Origin of the sequence: Asanoa hainanensis, assembly GCF_900188485.1 — a bacterium.
Taxonomy (GTDB): Bacteria; Actinomycetota; Actinomycetes; order Mycobacteriales; family Micromonosporaceae; genus Asanoa; species Asanoa hainanensis.
Map to the genome: position 1 here is coordinate 1 of NZ_FZPH01000034.1, position 16835 is coordinate 16835.

At 71.2% G+C, this 16835-nt stretch carries 15 protein-coding genes, 1 rRNA gene and 1 pseudogene; 1 reads left to right on the forward strand and 16 read right to left on the reverse strand.

The window, feature by feature from the left end:
• The 6 genes from CHC05_RS39685 to CHC05_RS39710 all read right to left on the reverse strand — a co-directional run.
• A 16S ribosomal RNA gene (locus CHC05_RS39685) occupies positions 1-238 on the reverse strand; the annotation flags it as partial.
• A 530-nt stretch (positions 239-768) separates the two neighbouring features.
• Positions 769-2028 carry a tyrosine--tRNA ligase gene (tyrS, locus tag CHC05_RS39690; protein ID WP_089255927.1) on the reverse strand — a complete coding sequence of 420 codons (1260 nt, stop codon included), beginning with the start codon at positions 2026-2028 and terminating at the stop codon, positions 769-771.
• Positions 2029-2070: 42 nt separating this feature from the next.
• Positions 2071-2712, reverse strand: coding sequence for an FKBP-type peptidyl-prolyl cis-trans isomerase (locus CHC05_RS39695; RefSeq protein WP_089256001.1), 642 nt, complete (start codon positions 2710-2712; stop codon positions 2071-2073).
• Between the two features lie 301 nt (positions 2713-3013).
• Positions 3014-3685, reverse strand: a complete 672-nt coding sequence (locus CHC05_RS39700) for a hypothetical protein (protein WP_089255929.1) — start codon at positions 3683-3685, stop codon at positions 3014-3016.
• A complete protein-coding gene (locus CHC05_RS39705; RefSeq protein ID WP_089255931.1) occupies positions 3678-4037 on the reverse strand; it encodes a PadR family transcriptional regulator in 360 nt (119 codons plus the stop codon). The genes CHC05_RS39700 and CHC05_RS39705 overlap by 8 nt, the downstream gene beginning before the upstream one ends.
• Before the next feature lie 10 nt (positions 4038-4047).
• Complete coding sequence (locus tag CHC05_RS39710) at positions 4048-5481, reverse strand: MFS transporter (RefSeq protein ID WP_089255933.1); 1434 nt, start codon at positions 5479-5481, stop codon at positions 4048-4050.
• An 88-nt stretch (positions 5482-5569) separates the two neighbouring features.
• On the opposite strand from CHC05_RS39710, the gene CHC05_RS39715 reads away from it, so the two are divergent.
• Complete coding sequence (locus CHC05_RS39715) at positions 5570-6127, forward strand: TetR/AcrR family transcriptional regulator (protein WP_089255935.1); 558 nt, start codon at positions 5570-5572, stop codon at positions 6125-6127.
• 45 nt (positions 6128-6172) lie between these two features.
• Here CHC05_RS39715 and CHC05_RS39720 read toward each other — a convergent pair whose 3' ends face one another.
• From CHC05_RS39720 to argC, 10 genes and pseudogenes are all read right to left on the reverse strand, one after another.
• The gene (locus CHC05_RS39720; protein WP_089255937.1) at positions 6173-7798 is read right to left on the reverse strand and encodes a glycoside hydrolase family 10-like protein; all 1626 of its coding nucleotides are present in this window, start codon (positions 7796-7798) and stop codon (positions 6173-6175) included.
• Between the two features lie 124 nt (positions 7799-7922).
• Complete coding sequence (locus CHC05_RS39725) at positions 7923-8531, reverse strand: DNA-3-methyladenine glycosylase (protein WP_425426927.1); 609 nt, start codon at positions 8529-8531, stop codon at positions 7923-7925.
• A 7-nt stretch (positions 8532-8538) separates the two neighbouring features.
• On the reverse strand, positions 8539-9972 hold the full coding sequence (gene argH, locus CHC05_RS39730) for an argininosuccinate lyase (RefSeq protein WP_245871474.1): 1434 nt from the start codon (positions 9970-9972) through the stop codon (positions 8539-8541).
• Positions 9973-9989: 17 nt separating this feature from the next.
• Positions 9990-11201: an argininosuccinate synthase gene (locus CHC05_RS39735; RefSeq protein WP_089255943.1), complete on the reverse strand. Its 1212-nt coding sequence runs from the start codon at positions 11199-11201 to the stop codon at positions 9990-9992.
• Complete coding sequence (locus CHC05_RS39740; protein WP_089255945.1) at positions 11201-11704, reverse strand: arginine repressor; 504 nt, start codon at positions 11702-11704, stop codon at positions 11201-11203. Before CHC05_RS39740 ends, CHC05_RS39735 begins: the two co-directional genes overlap by 1 nt.
• Positions 11701-12597 (reverse strand): ornithine carbamoyltransferase, encoded by an 897-nt coding sequence (argF, locus tag CHC05_RS39745; RefSeq protein WP_342745735.1) that lies wholly within the window; start codon positions 12595-12597, stop codon positions 11701-11703. The genes CHC05_RS39740 and argF overlap by 4 nt, the downstream gene beginning before the upstream one ends.
• Positions 12549-13784 (reverse strand): annotated as a pseudogene (locus CHC05_RS39750) (acetylornithine transaminase). The gene argF and the pseudogene CHC05_RS39750 overlap by 49 nt, the downstream one beginning before the upstream one ends.
• The gene (argB, locus tag CHC05_RS39755) at positions 13781-14677 is read right to left on the reverse strand and encodes an acetylglutamate kinase (RefSeq protein WP_089255951.1); all 897 of its coding nucleotides are present in this window, start codon (positions 14675-14677) and stop codon (positions 13781-13783) included. The pseudogene CHC05_RS39750 and the gene argB overlap by 4 nt, the downstream one beginning before the upstream one ends.
• The gene (argJ, locus tag CHC05_RS39760; protein ID WP_089255953.1) at positions 14674-15825 is read right to left on the reverse strand and encodes a bifunctional glutamate N-acetyltransferase/amino-acid acetyltransferase ArgJ; all 1152 of its coding nucleotides are present in this window, start codon (positions 15823-15825) and stop codon (positions 14674-14676) included. Before argJ ends, argB begins: the two co-directional genes overlap by 4 nt.
• Entirely contained in the window at positions 15822-16823 is a 1002-nt protein-coding gene (gene argC, locus CHC05_RS39765; RefSeq protein ID WP_089255955.1) for an N-acetyl-gamma-glutamyl-phosphate reductase, read from the reverse strand. Before argC ends, argJ begins: the two co-directional genes overlap by 4 nt.
• Positions 16824-16835: the final 12 nt, after the last annotated feature.

Consider the following 16835-nt stretch of genomic DNA (forward strand, 5'->3'; position numbering starts at 1 on the left):
TGATAGGCCGCGAGCCCATCCCAGACCGAAAAACTTTCCCCAACCAACCATGCGGCCAGAAGGAGGTATCCGGTATTAGCCCCCGTTTCCGAGGGTTATCCCAAAGTCCAGGGCAGGTTACTCACGTGTTACTCACCCGTTCGCCGCTCGAGTACCCCGAAGGGCCTTTCCGCTCGACTTGCATGTGTTAAGCACGCCGCCAGCGTTCGTCCTGAGCCAGGATCAAACTCTCCAACAAAAACCTTTGTTAAAAAGCGACCTGGCAACCATAATTAACGGATGCCAAAATCAAACACAATTGGCACTGGCTTATCAAACACCCTGTTGAGTTCTCAAAGAACAAACACACACCAAGAGACTGGCTCGTTTCCGAGCCCGTATCCTAGGGCTTTGTTTTAGCTCCCGTGTCCGGCGCTTCCGCGCTGGGCACTTTTACTACGTTACCCGGTCCGTTTGGCGTTGTCAACCCGGTGTTTCCCGGTTTGTCATGCCTTGGGCGGGTTCCCCGTCCGCGGGCGCGCAGCAGTCAACCTGCCGAACTCTCGCTTCAAGGGATTTGGTAGGCCGTCCGCTCGCTGCTCTCGCCGCGTCGCGCCCGGTGCCCTACCGACTCGCAAACCTTACCCCGTCGGTTTCGCCTCACCAAATCGACCCGTTGTCCGGATCGTTCCGTGTTGCTCCCGCCGTGCAGAAAGAAAGATACGCAGCCCCCGGATTGATCGTCAAATCGGGGGACTGCGTCCCGCGTCACATGATCAAAAGAGCGGCTCAGGAGACCCGCTCGACGCCCGCGAACGTGCGCTTTCCACGCCGCAGCACCAGGAAACGCCCGTGCAGCAAGGCATCCGCGGGCACCGTGGCCTCTACATCGGACACTCGCTCGTTGTTGACGTACGCACCGCCCTCGGTGATCGCCCGCCGTGCCTCGTTGAGACTGCCCACCAGGCCGGTGTCCCGGAAGAGGGCGGCAACCGTCGGCAATTCACCCTGGATCTCCACGAGACCCGCCTCCGCCAGAGCCGAACGCAGCGTCGCGGGGGCGAGCTCGGCCAGCGAACCCCGCCCGAACAGCGCCTGGCTCGCCGCCAACACCTGGGCGGTCTCCGCCTCACCGTGCACCAGCGTGGTCAGCTCCGCGGCCAGGGCCCGTTGCCCCTCCCGCGCTCCCGGCCGCTCCGCTGTCGCCCGTTCGAGCTCCTCGAGCTCGGCGTGCGACCGGAAGCTGAAGTAGCGCAGGTAGGACGTGATGTCCCGGTCATCGGTGTTGAGCCAGAACTGGTAGAAGGCGTACGGGCTGGTCATCCCGGCGTCGAGCCAGATCGACCCGCCCTCGCTCTTGCCGAACTTGGTGCCGTCGGCCTTGGTGATCAGCGGCGTCACGAACGCGTGCACCGACCCACCACCCCGCCGGCGGATGTAGTCGACCCCGGCCGTGATGTTGCCCCACTGGTCGGAGCCCCCGAACTGCAGCGTGCAGCCGTGCCGCACGTGCAGCTCGTAGAAGTCGTTGGACTGGAGCAGCTGGTACGCGAACTCGGTGAAGCTGATCCCCGACTCCAGGCGCGCCTTGACCACCTCGCGGGCCAGCATCCGGTTGACGGGGAAGTGCTTGCCCACGTCGCGCAGGAAGTCGATGGCCGACATCGGCCCGGTCCAGTCGAGGTTGTTGACCAGCGTGGCCGCGTTGTCACCCTCGTAGGTGACGAACGGCCGCACCTGCTCCCGGATCTTGTCGACCCACCCGGCGATCACGTCGACGGGGTTCAGCGTGCGCTCGCTGCTCTCCCGGGGGTCACCGATCTGCCCGGTGGCCCCGCCGACGAGGAGCAGCGGCCGGTGCCCGGCGAGCTGCAACCGGCGCGCGGTGAGCACCTGCATCAGGTGACCGAGATGCAGGCTCGGCGCCGTCGGGTCGAAACCGACATAGAACGTCACCTGCCCCGAGTCCAGATGCTTGCGCAGGTCGTCGAGGTCGGTGGAGTCCTGCAGCAGGCCCCGCCACAGCAGGTCGTCGATGAATTCGCTCACGCTTGGATTGTCTCGCACCCGTGGCCGGTGCTCACACCCGGTTTACTGCACGGAGAGCACGTCGACGACGAACCGCAGCGCGCCCGCGGGGTAGCCGGCCGGCGGCTTCTCCCCGTACGCCATCGCCGCCGGGATGTCGAGCTGCACCCGGCTGCCCTGCTTGACGCCGAGCAGGCCCTTGTCCCAGCCCTGGATGACGCTGCCGGAGCCGAGCTGCACGGGGAACGGCTGCCCGGAGTTCCAGGACGCGTCGAACTCCTTGCCGTCGGCGTAGGTGACACCCACGTAGTTGACGGTCACCGTCTGCCCGTTCTGCGCGGCGGGCCCCTTGCCCTCGATGATCGGCGTCACCTTGAGCGTCGTGACCGTACCCTCGCCGGCCTTGACCTCAGGCTTGGTCTTGAGCGCGGGGTCGACGTCGGCCGGAATCCCACCGGCCTGGGACTGCGCGGGCGCGGACGCCGTCGCGCTGGCACCGGCCTGCGGCGTGGTCGGCTTGTCGTCGCCACCCCGCACGAACAGCACGATCGCCACGACGATCGCGACAACAGCGAGACCGGCAAGCGCGATCGCCCACTGCTGGCGGCGCTTCTTGGCCTTCGCCGCCCGCGCCTCGGCAGCCAGACGTGCGGCCTTGGCAGCGGCACGCCGCTCATTCTTGGTCTCGGCGACGCGGTTGCTCACGGTGATGTCGTCCTCACGGCAGGTGTCCGGCCGGCCCGGACCGCTCAGCACACGGTACCGGCGTCACCTGAGCATCGGCAGGGCGAAATCCGGCCAAGTCCGATTGAGAATCCACGCTGTCCCACGAGTCACTTATGACCTTGTCCCGGGTACGCGGTGGTCCGGACCGATGCTCCCGCCGGGGACCGCTTCGCTTGCCAGGTCCGACGTTGGTTCTGGTCAAACCTTGGTCGGGGATCGACTGGTCTCGGCCGCGTTGGCTGCGTTGGTTTCCGGGGCGCTGCCCCGGTCCCCGCCGCGATCAGGCCTGGGTGGCTGAGAGGTGGGGCGCGGGGATCGAGGCCCAACCACGCAGTGCCCAGCGGCGGGCCAGGACGATCGCGCCGGCGAGGGCGGCGCCCATCAGGGCGCATTCGATGGCCAGGACAGGCAGGGCGTTGCTGTAGTTGACCGTGGCCGCGAACGCCACCGTCACCGGGGTGGCGAGCGCGCCGGCCAGTGGCAGAAGCAACGCCATCGCCAGCACCGTGTGGGGCATCGCCGGTAGGTGGCGGAGGCGGAACCAGACCGTGACCAGCGACGTGGCGAGGACCAGCGCGGCCAGCACCGCGTACGTCGCGATCACCGCGGCCAGCGACGGCTCGTCCGACGGTGGCGCCGTCGGGCCCGCGATGTAGCCGTAGAGGAGTGCGTAGGCGAACGCCAGGCCCGGCAGCGCGGTGAGCAGCAGGCGGTCGTACGCGTACGGCACCCGCTCCACGCCGGCCTCGTCGGCCAGGCGGCGTGCGAAGCCGCGGACGTCCGGGCCGACCAGGTCGGCCGCCGCGACGCCCTCGTCCGCTGCCGCGGTCAGGTCGTCGCGCAGGTCGCGGCTCAGCCGGGCCAGGTCAGCCGGCCGGACGTGCTGCCGGCGCCACTGGCGTTCGGCCGAGCGGACCGTCTGGTCTATCGACCATTGCTGGGACTCATTCAAGGCCGCCTCCGGAGGTGTCTGCGAGGGTCGCGTCGACGGTGGTGACGAAGCGTTGCCACTGCTGCCGCCAGGCACCCAGCCGGTGGTGGCCGGCCGGGGTGACCTTGTAGACCTTGCGCCGCGGACCGCTCGGGCTCTCCTGCGTCTCGTCTTCGACCAGGCCCAGTCGGCGCATGCGGGTCAGCAGCGGGTAGACCGTGCCGTAGCCGCCCGCGTCCAGGCCCGCCTCGTCGAGGCGGCGGACGAGCTCGTAGCCGTGCGCGGGCTCCTTGGCCAGGAGCGCCAGCATGCACATGTCGAGGGCGCCGCGCAGCAGTTGCGTGTGCCGTTCGCCGCCCTCGACAGGTGTCATGCGAGACATACTAGTGAGAGCTATTAGGTGTCGTCAAATACCGGCGGCCGGGGAGCAGCAGACCCGCGACCGCGGCCGCACCGACCACCGCCGCGCCGACCAGCACCGCGGGGACCAGGCCGTCCACGTAGGACGTACCACTGCTGTAACTGCCTTGGCTCGCGAAGACCGAGGCCAGCGCGGCAACGCCGACCGCGACGCCGAACTCACGGACCATGTTGAGCGTTCCCGAGGCCACGCCCTGCGAGCCGGCGTCGACGCTGCCCAGCGCCACCGTGCTCAGCGGGGCGAAGGTCAGACCCATACCGATGCCGGCGAGTACGAACGCGGGCACCAGCGAGCCGAAACCGACGTCGACCGTCGACGACAGCGCGATCCAGAGCAGGCCGAGCGCCAGCAGCACCTGGCCCAGCACGATCAGCACCCGGCTGCCCACCCGGCCGACCAACAGGCCCGCGATCGGGGCGACCACCATCGGGGCCGCGGTCCAGGGCAGCGTGCGCAACCCCGAGCCGAACGGGCCGAGGCCCTGCACCACCTGGAAGAACTGGGCCAGCAGGAAGACCGAGCCGAACACGCCGAGGGAGAACAGGAACGCCACCACGTTGACGGCCGAGAACGCCCGCGAGCGGAACAGCCGCAGCGGCAGCATCGGCTCCGGCGCCCGCCGCTCCCAGGCCACGAACGCCACCAGCAGCAGGAGACCGGCGGCCAGCGTGCCGAGCACCGACAGCGACGTCCAGCCGTCGTCCGAGCCGTGCACCACGCCCCAGATCAGGCCGAACATGCCGACCGAGACCAGCACCAGGCCGAGCGGGTCGAGTCGCTTGGCGCTGCCGTGCGACTCGGTCAGCACCAGCCGCACCAGCACGATGGCCAGCACACCGACCGGCACGTTGAGCCAGAAGATCCAGGTCCAGTGCAGGCCTTCGGCGACGGCGCCGCCGACCACCGGGCCGACCGCCACGCCGAGGCCGCTGATCCCGCCCCAGATGCCGATCGCGGCGTTGCGCATGCGCTCGGGTACGGCCGCCGCCAGCAACGTCAGCGACAGCGGCATGACCATCGCGCCGCCGACGCCCTGCACCGCGCGGGCGGCGGTGAGCATCCACGGCTCCGTGGCCAGCGCGCACGCTGCGGACGCCAGCGTGAAGACGGCGATGCCGAGGACGAAGAGCCGGCGCCGGCCGACCCGGTCGCCGATCGCGGCGGCGGTGAGCAGCAGGGCGGCGAACGGCAGCGTGTACGCGTTGACGAACCAGGACAGGTCGCTCAGCGAGGCCCCGATCTCGGTCTTGATCACTGGCAGCGCCGTGGTCACGACCAGGTTGTCCAGCGTGACCATGAACATCGGCACGCCGACCGCGACCAGGACCCAGGCCAGCGACCGGGATCTGGGCCGGGCCCCCGGCGCGGCGGCCACGGGTGTGGCGGTTGTGGTCATGGCGGTCCCCCCTTGTTGTTATCGACTGATAACTTCGAAAGTAGTTATCGACTGATAACCTGTCAACAGCAATAAGGAGGAGAGCACCGTGACACGCACCCGGCTCACCGCCGCCGAGCGCAGCGAGCAGCTGGTCGACGCGGCGATCACCGCCTTCGCCAAGGGCGGCTACGCGGGCACCACCACCGACGACGTCGCCCGGCTGGCCGGGGTCTCACAGCCGTACGTGATCCGCCTCTTCGGCTCGAAGCACGCCCTGTTCATCACCGTGATCACCCACGTCAGCGACCGGATCCAGCAGGTCTTCCGGGACGCCGCGCCGGCACAGGGCGCCCAGCTCGGCGACCTGGCCGACGGCTTCGACCGCTTGCTGGCCCAGCGCTACCTGCTGCCGGTTCTGCTGCACGGCTTCGCCGCGGCGAACGCCGACGAGGAGATCGGCCGCACGGCCCGCACCTGCTACGGCGACATCTTCACGCTGGTGCGCGACCTGACGGGCGCGTCAGCCGAGGAGGCCGCCGACTTCATCGCCAAGGGCATGCTGCTCACGGTGCTCGCCTCGATGCGCGTGATCGGCCCCGACCCGGTCGAGCAGACGCCCTGGATGACCGAGATGATCAGCACCTTCGCCGACCACACGCACTGACCGCCCCGACGCCAGACGGGCGCGGGGCGGTCAGCGACACAAAGCTCAGAACACCGGCATCGGTAGGCCCGGGCTTTCGTTCCACAGGCGGTCCAGCGCCGTCACCACGTACGTGTAGCGGTGGCCCGGCTGCGCTGTCGCATCCACATAGGACTCTGTGCCGCGTACGGTGCCGAGCAGGTGGTCCGCGTCCGCGCGGTCGCAGCCCGTCGGGATCCGGACGCCGTCGAAGCGGTAGACCGCGTACGACGTGGCCTTGCCGAACGGCCCGATCCCGTTGGCCGGCTGCCGCCAGCGCAGGGTGACCGCCCCCGCGGCGTCGCGGCTCGCCGACGTGACGACCGGGAACAGCAGCGGCTTGGCCGGCAGGTGGGTCATGGTCGGCACCAGCGCCGGGTGCGCGTAGTGCTCCGCCGCGTAGATGTCGGTCGCCCCGAGCTTGTTGGCCCGCACCTGCACCGCGCTGAAGTGCACGTGCCCGGACACGTTGTAGTCACGGGCGAACGCGAGGTGGTCGGTCATCTCGCGCGGGTCGTTCCAGTTGGTGTCGGCGTTGGCCGCGATCTTGTAGTCGGCCTCGCCGATGTAGAGCTGGACCTTCGTCCCACTGACCACGTCGGACCACCACGGGATCAGCTTCGCGTAGTCGGCCACCGTGAACCCGATGCTCCAGTAGATCTGCGGCACGATGTAGTCGATCCACTCCTCCTTGACCCACTTGCGGGTGTCGGCGGAGATGATGTCGTACGACTGCGAGCCCGCCGTGTCGGAGCCCAGCGGATCAGCCGTCTTGTTGCGCCAGATGCCGAACGGGCTGATGCCGAACTTCACCCACGGTTTGACCGCCTTGACCGCCGTGCCGAACTCCTGGACCAGCAGGTTGATGTTGTCGCGCCGCCAGTCGGCCTTCGAGGCGAAGCCCCGGTTGTACGCGGCGAACGTCGCGTCGTCGGCGAAGTCCTGGTTGGCCGCCGGGTACGGGTAGAAGTAGTCGTCGAAGTGCACGCCGTCGATGTCGTAGCGCGCCACCGCGTCGAGCATCGCCGTCTGCACGAACGCCCGCACCTCGGGGATGCCGGGGTTGTAGTAGAGCCGGGCGCCGGCCGCGTTGATCGGGTACGGCACCACCCAGTCGGGGTGCTGGCGCACCGGGTGGTCGGGCGCGAGCTTGTTGATGTCGACACCGGCACCATCGGGCATCGACACGCGGTACGGGTTCATCCAGGCGTGGAACTCGAGGTCGCGCTTGTGCGCCTCGTCGATCAGGAACGCCAGCGGGTCCCAGCCCGGGTCCTGGCCCCGCACACCGGTGAGGAACTCCGACCACGGCTCGTGCGGCGACGGCCAGAACGCGTCGGCGGTCGGCCGGACCTGCACGACGACCGCGTTGTGGTGGAGCCGCTGGGCCAGGTCGAGCCAGCCGAGGTATTCGGCCTGCTGCGCGGCGATCCGGTCGGGCGCGGTCTGCGACGCCTTGGTCGGCCAGTCGATGTTGACCACCGACGAGATCCACATGGCCCGGAACTGCCGCTTGGGCGCGGCCGGGTTGGTGACGCACGTGGCGGCGCCCGTGGCCCCGGAGGCCGAGGCCGGCGCGGGTGCGACGACGGCCAGCAACGAGAGGGTCAACGTCGCGGCGCCCACCGCCGCACCGAGTCTGCGAGCCACCATGCGCGCGTACCTCCGTGAAGATTTCCGTCATCAGGTCTGTCACATTGAAGGAAATCTTCATGCCCAGACGGATCGAAAGCAAGACCTTCGTGGATGTCCGTCCAGGATAGGCGGTCGAGGTGCGTTATTCGCCGCGTTTGCGCGGCACGTGCCGCCGGTACGTGCTGACCGTCGGGTCGTCGGCGATCCAGAACCGCCATTCCAGGTCGTGCGCCCCGGTCACGCCGACGCGCGGGCCGGCCACGATCGCGGCGGCCGGCACCCGCGACGGCCCCCGCGCCAGCCGCACCGGGCTGGCGGGGTCGAACAGGTCCAGCCCGTACGCCGCGCGGTCGATGCCCAGCGCGGAGCACAGCCGGGCGGGTCCGCGGGCCAGGTCGACGTCCTTGCGGACCGCAGTGCGGCGGGCGCGGGCGGCGTCCAGGCCGGACACCACCTCGCCCGCCCGCAGCAGCACCGCGTTGGCCAGCCCGGGCGGGCCGGTGACGACGTTCATGCACCAGTGCATGCCGTAGGTGAAGTACACGTACGAGAACCCGGCCGGCCCGAACATCACCGCGTTGCGATTGGTGCGACCCCGGTGCGCGTGCGACGCGGGGTCCTCCCCCGTGCCCGCGTAGGCCTCGACCTCGGTCAGCCGGACCGTGACACCGCCGGCGGTCAGGTGGCAGCCGAGCAGCTCGCGCGCGGCCCGCACGCCGCCGCCGGCCAGCACCTCCCGCAGATCCTTCACCACGCGATCAGCGCGGGACGACGCGTTGCGCCGTCCACTCCCGCCAGCTCTCCAGCTTGTCCTGCACCGACGCGAGCTGGTCGGCGACCGGGCCCGGGCCCGTCGAGCCCGGCGTCGTGCGCGACGCGAGCGCCGACTCGACCGTCAGCACCTGCCGCACGTCGGGCGTCAGCAACGGGCTGACCCCGCGCAGGTCGTCGTCGGAGAGCTCGTCGAGCGCGCAGTCGCGGGCCTCGCACAGCGACACCAGCTTGCCGGTGATCTCGTGCGCGTCGCGGAACGGCACGTGCTTGCGGACCAGCCAGTCGGCGACCTCGGTGGCCAGCGTGAAGCCGACCGGTGCGGCGGCGGCGAGCCGGTCCGTCCGTACCGTCATCGTCGAGATCATCCCGGCCAGCGCCGGCAGCAGCAGCTCCAGCGTGTCGACCGCGTCGAAGACCGGCTCCTTGTCCTCCTGCATGTCGCGGTCGTACGTCAGCGGCAGGCCCTTGAGCATGGTCAGCACCGCGACGAGGCCGCCGACGAGCCGGCCGGACTTGCCCCGGGCCAGCTCGGCGATGTCCGCGTTCTTCTTCTGCGGCATGATCGACGAGCCGGTGGCGAACGCGTCGTCGAGCTCGACCCAGCCGAACTCCTGCGAGGTCCACATCACGACCTCCTCGCCGAGCCGGGACAGGTGCACGCCGGCCAGCGCGGTGACGAACAGGAACTCGGCGGCGAAGTCGCGGTCGGCGACGGCGTCCATCGAGTTGGCCGCCGACGTGGTGAAGCCGAGCTCCTTGGCCACCACCACCGGGTCCAGCGGCAGCGACGAGCCGGCCAGCGCGCCCGAGCCGAGCGGCGAGATCGCCGTGCGCTTGTCCCAGTCGCGCAGCCGGTCGAGGTCACGCAGCAGCGGCTGGACGTGCGCCAGCAGCCAGTGGCCGAAGCTGACCGGCTGGGCGTGCTGCACGTGCGTCATCCCGGGCGCCGGGGTCTCGACGTGCTGCGCCGCCTGCGAGACCAGGGCGTCAGCCAGCTCCACGAGCCGCGCCGCCACCCCGCGGGCGTGGTCGCGCAGATAGAGCCGCAGGTCCGTGGCGACCTGGTCGTTGCGGGACCGGCCGGCGCGCAGTTTGCCGCCGAGCGTGCCGAGCCGCTCCAGCAGGCCGCGCTCCAGCGCGGTGTGCACGTCCTCGTCGTCGACCGTCGGCCGGAACGCCCCGGAGGCGCAGGCGGCCTCCAGGTCGTCGAGCGCGGCCAGCATCTGGCCCAGCTCCTCCGCGTCGAGCAGACCCGCGTGCGCGAGCACCCGGGCGTGCGCCCGCGACGCCGCCAGGTCGTAGGGGGCGAGCCGCCAGTCGAACTGGACGCTCACCGACAGGCGGGCGAGGGCCTCGGCGGGGCCGCCGGCGAACCGGCCACCCCACAGGCTCGTGCGCGAAACAGACTGATCGGTCACGGACACCATTCTGTCGGTCACGCCGACGGGCCACCCAACCGGGCGTCCCGGGCAGCCGCCATGCGCGACGGCAGGCCCCAGAGTTGGACGAAGCCCTTCGCCAGCGACTGGTCGAAGGTGTCGCCGGTGTCGTAGGTGGCCATGCCGAAGTCGTACAGCGAGGACTCCGAGCGCCGGCCGGTGACGACCGCGCGGCCGCCGTGCAGGGTCAGCCGCACCTCGCCGCTGACGTGCTTCTGGGTGTCGTCGATGAACGCGTCGAGCGAGCCCTTGAGCGGCGAGAACCACAGGCCGTCGTACGCGAGCTCGGCCCAGCGCTGGTCGACGCTCTTCTTGAAGCGCGCCACGTCGCGCTCGACGGTGACGGCCTCCAGCTCCTGGTGCGCGGTGATCAACGCGATCGCGCCCGGAGCCTCGTACACCTCGCGGCTCTTGATGCCGACCAGCCGGTCCTCGACCATGTCGAGCCGGCCGATGCCCTGCGCACCCGCGCGCCGGTTGAGCTCGGCGACGGCCTGGAACGGCGTCACGGTCTCGCCGTCGATCGCGACGGGCACGCCGGCGTCGAAGGTGATCACGACCTCGTCGGCGTCGCGCGGTTCGGCCGGGTTCGCCGTGTACGAGTACACGTCCTCGATCGGGCCGTTCCAGATGTCCTCGAGGAAGCCGGTCTCGACGGCGCGACCCCACAGGTTCTGGTCGATGGAGTACGGGGACTTCGCCGACACGTCGATCGGCAGGCCCTTCTCCTCGGCGTACGCGATCGCCTTGTCCCGGGTCCAGGCGAAGTCGCGGGCCGGGGCGACCACCTTCAGGTCCGGTGCGAGCGCGCCGAGGCCGACCTCGAAGCGGACCTGGTCGTTGCCCTTGCCGGTGCAGCCGTGCGACACGATCGTGCCGCCGTGCTTGCGCGCCGCGGCGACCAGGTGCTTGACGATCAGCGGCCGGGACAGCGCCGAGACCAGCGGGTAGCGGTCCATGTAGAGCGCGTTGGCGCGGATCGCCGGCAGGCAGTAGCCGGCCGCGAACTCGTCGCGGGCGTCGACCACCTCGGACTCGACCGCACCGCAGTCGATCGCCCGCTGGCGGATGACCTTCATGTCCTCGCCGCCCTGGCCGACGTCGACCGCGACCGCGATGACCTCGGCACCGGTCTTCTCGGCGAGGTACGGAATGGCGACGGAGGTGTCGAGACCTCCGGAATATGCGAGGACCACGCGCTCGGTCATCAGTTGCTCCCTTCCAGTGGTTCTCCGGCCCAGCCGGATAGCTTGTCGGCCAGTGCCGCACCACCCATGGCATCGCGGGACACGACGAGGATGGTGTCGTCGCCGGCGATGGTGCCGACGACCTCGGGCAGCCCGGTCCGGTCCAGCGCGCTGGCCAGGAACTGCGCGGCGCCCGGCGGAGTGCGCAGGACGGCGATGTTGCCGCTCGCGTCGACGCCCGTCAGCAGCTCGCGCAGGAGCCGGATCAGCTTCGCCGAGGCGGCCTCGGCGTCGCGCAGCGGGCGCAGGCCGTCTTCCGGGATCACGTACGCGGCCGGACCGTCGGCACCGCGCACCTTGACCGCGCGCAGCTCCTCCAGGTCGCGGGAGAGCGTGGCCTGGGTGACGACGAGTCCGTCGCCGGCGAGCAGCTCGGCGAGCTCGGTCTGCGACCGGATCGCCTTGGCGCGGATCAGGTCGACGATCCGGGCATGCCGCGCGGCGCGGGTCACGGGAGAAGTCACGCGGACTCCTCGATCAGGTACGCCAGCAGTGCCTTCTGGGCGTGGAGCCGGTTCTCGGCCTGGTCGAGCACCGCGCTCTGCACGCCGTCGAGCACCTCGTCGGTGATCTCGTCACCCCGGTGGGCGGGCAGGCAGTGCAGCACGACCGCGTGCTTCGCGGCCTCGGCGACCAGGTCGGAGTCGATCCGGTACGGCAGGAACGGCGTCATCCGGTCGAGGCCGTCCTCCTCCTGGCCCATCGAGGTCCAGGTGTCGGTGGCCACCACGTCGGCGCCGCGCACGGCCACGTACGGGTCGGTCATCGTGCGCACCGAACCGCCGGTCTTGGCCGCGATCAGGGTGGCCTTCTCGAGCACCGCCGGGTCGGGCGTGTGCGCGTCGGGGCCGGCGACCCGCACGTGCATGCCGGCGGTGGCACCGGCCAGCAGGTACGAGTGCGACATGTTGTTGGCCGTGTCGCCCAGGTACGCCAGCACCCGCCCCTGCGTGCCGCCGCACCGCTCGCGCACGGTCAGCAGGTCGGCGAGCAGCTGGCAGGGGTGGAAGCCGTCGGTGAGCGCGTTGACCACCGGCACGGTCGCGCCGGACGCGAGCTCGGCGAGGTGGCTGTCGGCGAACGTCCGCACCACGATCGCGGAGACGTAGCGGGACAGCACGCGGCCGGTGTCCGCCGCGGTCTCGCCCCGGCCGGCGTGGGTGCCGCCGCTGTCGACGACGATCGGGTTGCCGCCGAGCTCCGCGATGCCGGCCGCGAACGACACGCGGGTCCGCAGGCTCTGCTTGTCGAACAGCACGGCGACCGAGCGCGGACCCTCCAGGGCCCGGTACTTGAAGCGGTCGGCCTTCATCGCGGCGGCGAGGTCGAGGACGGCCGACTGCTCGGCCGGCGACAGGTCGTCGTCACGGAGGAAATGCCGGGGGGACGTCATGGGAGCACCTCGGCTAGGGCCGCGACGAACGCGTCGGCCTGGTCGGCGGTCAGGATCAGGGGTGGTGCCAGCCGGATCACGCCGGGCTGGACGGGGTTGACCAGGAAGCCGGCGTCGCGCAGGCCGTCGGCCACCTCCTTCGACGCGGGCTTCGTGAGCACGATGCCCAGCAGCAGGCCCGCGCCCCGCACCTCGCCGACCAAGGGGTGGTCGAGCGCCTCGATGCCGCGGCGCAGCCGCTCGCCGACCCGCTTGACCGAGTCGAGCAGGCCCTCGTTGGCGATCGTGCCGATCACCGCGAGGGCGGCCGCACAACTGACCGGGTTGCCGCCGAACGTGGTGCCGTGCAGGCCCGGTGCGAGCAGGTCGCCGGCCGCGCCGAACGCGACGCAGGCACCGATCGGCAGGCCGCCGCCGAGGCCCTTGGCCAGCGTGATGACGTCGGGCTCGACGCCGTCGGCCTGGTGCGCGAACCAGTGCCCGGTGCGGCCGATGCCGGTCTGGATCTCGTCGAGCACCAGCAGCGCGCCGTGCTTCGTGGTCAGCTCGCGCGCCGCGGCCAGGTAGCCGGGCGGCGGGACGACCACGCCGTTCTCGCCCTGGATCGGCTCCAGGATGACCATGGCGGTCTCGGCGGTGACGGCGCCGGCCAACGCGGCGACGTCGCCGTAGGGCACGTGGGTGACCTCGCCGGGCAGCGGACGGAACGGGTCGACCTTGGCCGGCTGCCCGGTCAGCGCCAGCGCGCCCATCGTGCGGCCGTGGAAGCCGCCGACCGTGGCCACCACGTGGGTGCGGCCGGTCAGCCGGGAGAGCTTGAAGGCCGCCTCGTTGGCCTCCGCGCCGGAGTTGCTGAAGAACACCCGGCCCGGCCGGCCGGCCAGCGCCAGCAGCAGCTCGGCCAGCGCGACCGGCGGCTCGGCGACGTAGAGGTTGGAGACGTGGCCGAGCGTGCCGATCTGCCGGCTGACGGCCTCGACCACCGCGGGGTGGGCGTGGCCGAGGGCGTTGACCGCGATGCCGCCGAGCATGTCGACATAGGACTTGCCGGCCTCGTCGGTGAGCACCGCGCCGTTGCCGCGCACCAGCGCCAGCGGCGGGGTGCCGTAGTTGTCCATCATGGACCGCTGCCAGCGGTCGACCAGGGTCATGACGCGTCCACCACCATGGTTCCGAAACCCTCCGACGTGAACACTTCGAGCAACGTGGAGTGGGCGACCCGACCGTCGACCACGTGCGCGGCGGGCACCCCGCCACGCACCGCGCGCAGGCACGCCTCCATCTTCGGCACCATGCCCGCGGCGAGCGTCGGGAGCAGGGCTTCGAGGTCGGTGGCGGTGATCTGGGAGACCAGGCTGGCGGTGTCGGGCCAGTCGGCGTAGAGGCCGGGCACGTCGGTCAGCACGACCAGCTTGCGCGCGTCGAGCGCGATGGCCAGCGCGGACGCGGCGGTGTCGGCGTTGAGGTTGTGCAGCACGCCGTCGACGTCCGGCGCGACGGTGGAGATGACCGGGATGCGACCGGCGGCGATCAGGTCGTCGACCGCCGAGGTGTCGACCGTGGCCACGTCGCCGACCTGGCCCACGTCGACCGCCTCGCCGTCGACGAAGGCCGGGCGGCGGACGGCGGTGAACAGCCGGGCGTCCTCACCGGAGAGCCCGACCGCGTACGGGCCGTGCTCGTTGATGAGCCCCACCAGCTCGCGGCCGACCTGGCCGACCAGCACCATCCGCACGACGTCCATCGCCTCGGGCGTGGTGACCCGCAGGCCGCCGCGGAACTCGGTGACGATGCCGAGCCGGGTGAGCATCGCGGAGATCTGCGGGCCGCCGCCGTGCACGACGACGGGCTTGAGGCCCGCGTAGCGGAGGAACACCATGTCGGCCGCGAACGCCCGCTGGAGCTCCGGGTCGACCATGGCGTTGCCGCCGTACTTGACCACGACGGTCGCGCCGTGGAACCGGGCCAGCCACGGCAACGCCTCGATCAGCGTGGCCGCCTTGACCTGGGCGTCGCTGAGGTCACGGGACAGGGAGGCGGTCATGTCGAGTACGCCGAGTTCTCGTGCACGTAGCCGTGTGACAGGTCGTTGGTCCAGATCGTCGCGGTGGCGTAGCCGGCGTGCAGCGCGACCTTGACGGTCACGTCCCGCCCGCTGAGGTCCACTTTGGAGCGGTCCTCGGCCGCCGCGCCGGAGCGGCAGACCCAGACCCCGTTGACCGCGACGTCGAGCTCGTCGGGCTCGAAGGCGGCGGCCGTCGTGCCGACCGCGGCCAGGATCCGGCCCCAGTTGGGGTCGTTGCCGAACAGCGCGGTCTTGACCAGGTTGTTGCGGGCGACGGCCCGACCGACCTCGACCGCGTCGTCGTCGGACGCGGCGCCGGTCACCTCGATCGCCACCTTCTTGGTCGCGCCCTCGGCGTCGTCGACGAGCTGCTCGCACAGGTCCTGGCAGGCCGCGGTGACCGCCTCGGTCAGCTCGTGCGTGGTGGGCGCGACCCCGGACGCGCCGCTGGCCAGCAGCAGCACGGTGTCGTTGGTGGACATGGCGCCGTCGGAGTCGACCCGGTCGAAGGTGAGCCGGGTGGCCGCGCGCAGGGCCACGTCGAGCGTCCGGGCGTCGGCGACCGCGTCGGTGGTCAGCACGCACAGCATGGTGGCCAGCCCGGGCGCCAGCATGCCGGCGCCCTTGGCCATGCCGCCGACCGTCCAGCCGTCACCCGCGACCACAGTGGACTTGGGCTTGGTGTCGGTGGTCATGATGGCCCGCGCCGCCGCGTCGCCGCCGTCGGCCGCGAGCGCGCCCAGGGCAGCGGTGACGCCCGGAAGCAGCTTGTCCATCGGCAGCCGCTCGCCGATCAGGCCGGTGGAGCAGACCGCGACCTCGCCCGCCCCGATCGCCAGGGCCGCCGCGACGTGCTCGGCGGTGGCGTGGGTGTCCTGGAAGCCGAGCGTGCCGGTGCAGGCGTTGGCGCCGCCGGAGTTGAGCACGACCGCGCGCACCACTCCCCCGCGCACGACCTGCTCGGACCAGAGCACCGGCGCGGCCTTGACCCGGTTGGCGGTGAACACACCGGCGACGGCCGCCGCCGGACCGTCGTTGACGACGACAGCGACATCGTCGTTGCCGCTCTTCTTGAGGCCCGCGGCCACACCGGAAGCCCGGAAACCCTTGGGACTTGTAACAGTCACGGCATGACTCCGAGGGCGGACAGGCCGGTGGTCTCCGGCAGGCCGAGCATCAGGTTGGCGCACTGCACGGCCTGGCCGGCGGCGCCCTTGCCGAGGTTGTCGAGGGCGCTGACCACGATCACCCGGCCCGAGTCGCGGTCGACGGTGGCCTGCAGGTGGCAGGCGTTGGAGCCGAGGGTGGCCGCGGTGCGTGGGAACACGCCTGTCGGCAGGACTTTCACGAACGATTCACCGGCGTACGCGGCGGCGAGCACGTCGGCGGCGTCGGCGGTGCCGGTCGGCCGGGCCGTGACGGTGGCCAGGATGCCACGCGGCATCGGCGCGAGCAGCGGCGTGAACGACAGCGAGCGGGCGCCGGTGGCCTGCTTGATCTCCGGAACGTGCTGGTGCGCACCGGTCTTGTAGGTGGACAGGTCGCCCATCACCTCGGTGGCCAGCAGATGCGCCTTGGCGGCGCGGCCGGCGCCGCTGGTGCCGGAGGCGGCCACCACGACGACGTCGTCGGCCTCGACCGCGCCGGCGGCGACCAGCGGCGCGAGCGCCAGCGTGATCGTCGCGGCGTAGCAGCCCGTGTTGGCGACCCGGTTCGCGGCGGCGATCGCGGCCCGCTGACCGGGCAGCTCGGGCAGCCCGTAGGTCCAGGCACCCGCGTGGGGGCCGCCGTAGTAGCTCTCCCACGCCGCGGCGTCGGTCAGCCGGTGGTCGGCGCCCAGGTCGACGACCTTGACCGACTCGGGCAGCTGGGCCGCCAGCGTGGCCGACTGGCCGTGCGGCAGGGCGAGGAACACTAGGTCCGCATCGGCCAGCACGGCCGGGTCGGTCGCCGACAACGTCAGGTCCAGACCCGCGAGCTGCGGGTGTACGGCCGACAGGGGGGAGCCGGCCTGGCTGTGCGCGGTGGCGGCGACGAGGTCGAGCTCTGGGTGCCCGGCGATCAGGCGGACCAGCTCACCGCCCGCGTACCCGCTCGCTCCGGCCACCGCGACCCGGATGCCCATGTGCACCTCCGC

Bases quoted from the DNA above. Each gene is read 5' to 3' on its own strand.
- CHC05_RS39705 (WP_089255931.1), bottom strand. From the start codon at position 4,037: ATGACACCTGTCGAGGGCGGCGAACGGCACACGCAACTGCTGCGCGGC.
- CHC05_RS39710 (WP_089255933.1), bottom strand. From the start codon at position 5,481: ATGACCACAACCGCCACACCCGTGGCCGCCGCGCCGGGGGCCCGGCCC.
- CHC05_RS39720 (WP_089255937.1), bottom strand. From the start codon at position 7,798: ATGGTGGCTCGCAGACTCGGTGCGGCGGTGGGCGCCGCGACGTTGACC.
- CHC05_RS39735 (WP_089255943.1), bottom strand. From the start codon at position 11,201: ATGACCGAGCGCGTGGTCCTCGCATATTCCGGAGGTCTCGACACCTCC.
- argB (WP_089255951.1), bottom strand. From the start codon at position 14,677: ATGACCGCCTCCCTGTCCCGTGACCTCAGCGACGCCCAGGTCAAGGCG.
- argC (WP_089255955.1), bottom strand. From the start codon at position 16,823: ATGGGCATCCGGGTCGCGGTGGCCGGAGCGAGCGGGTACGCGGGCGGT.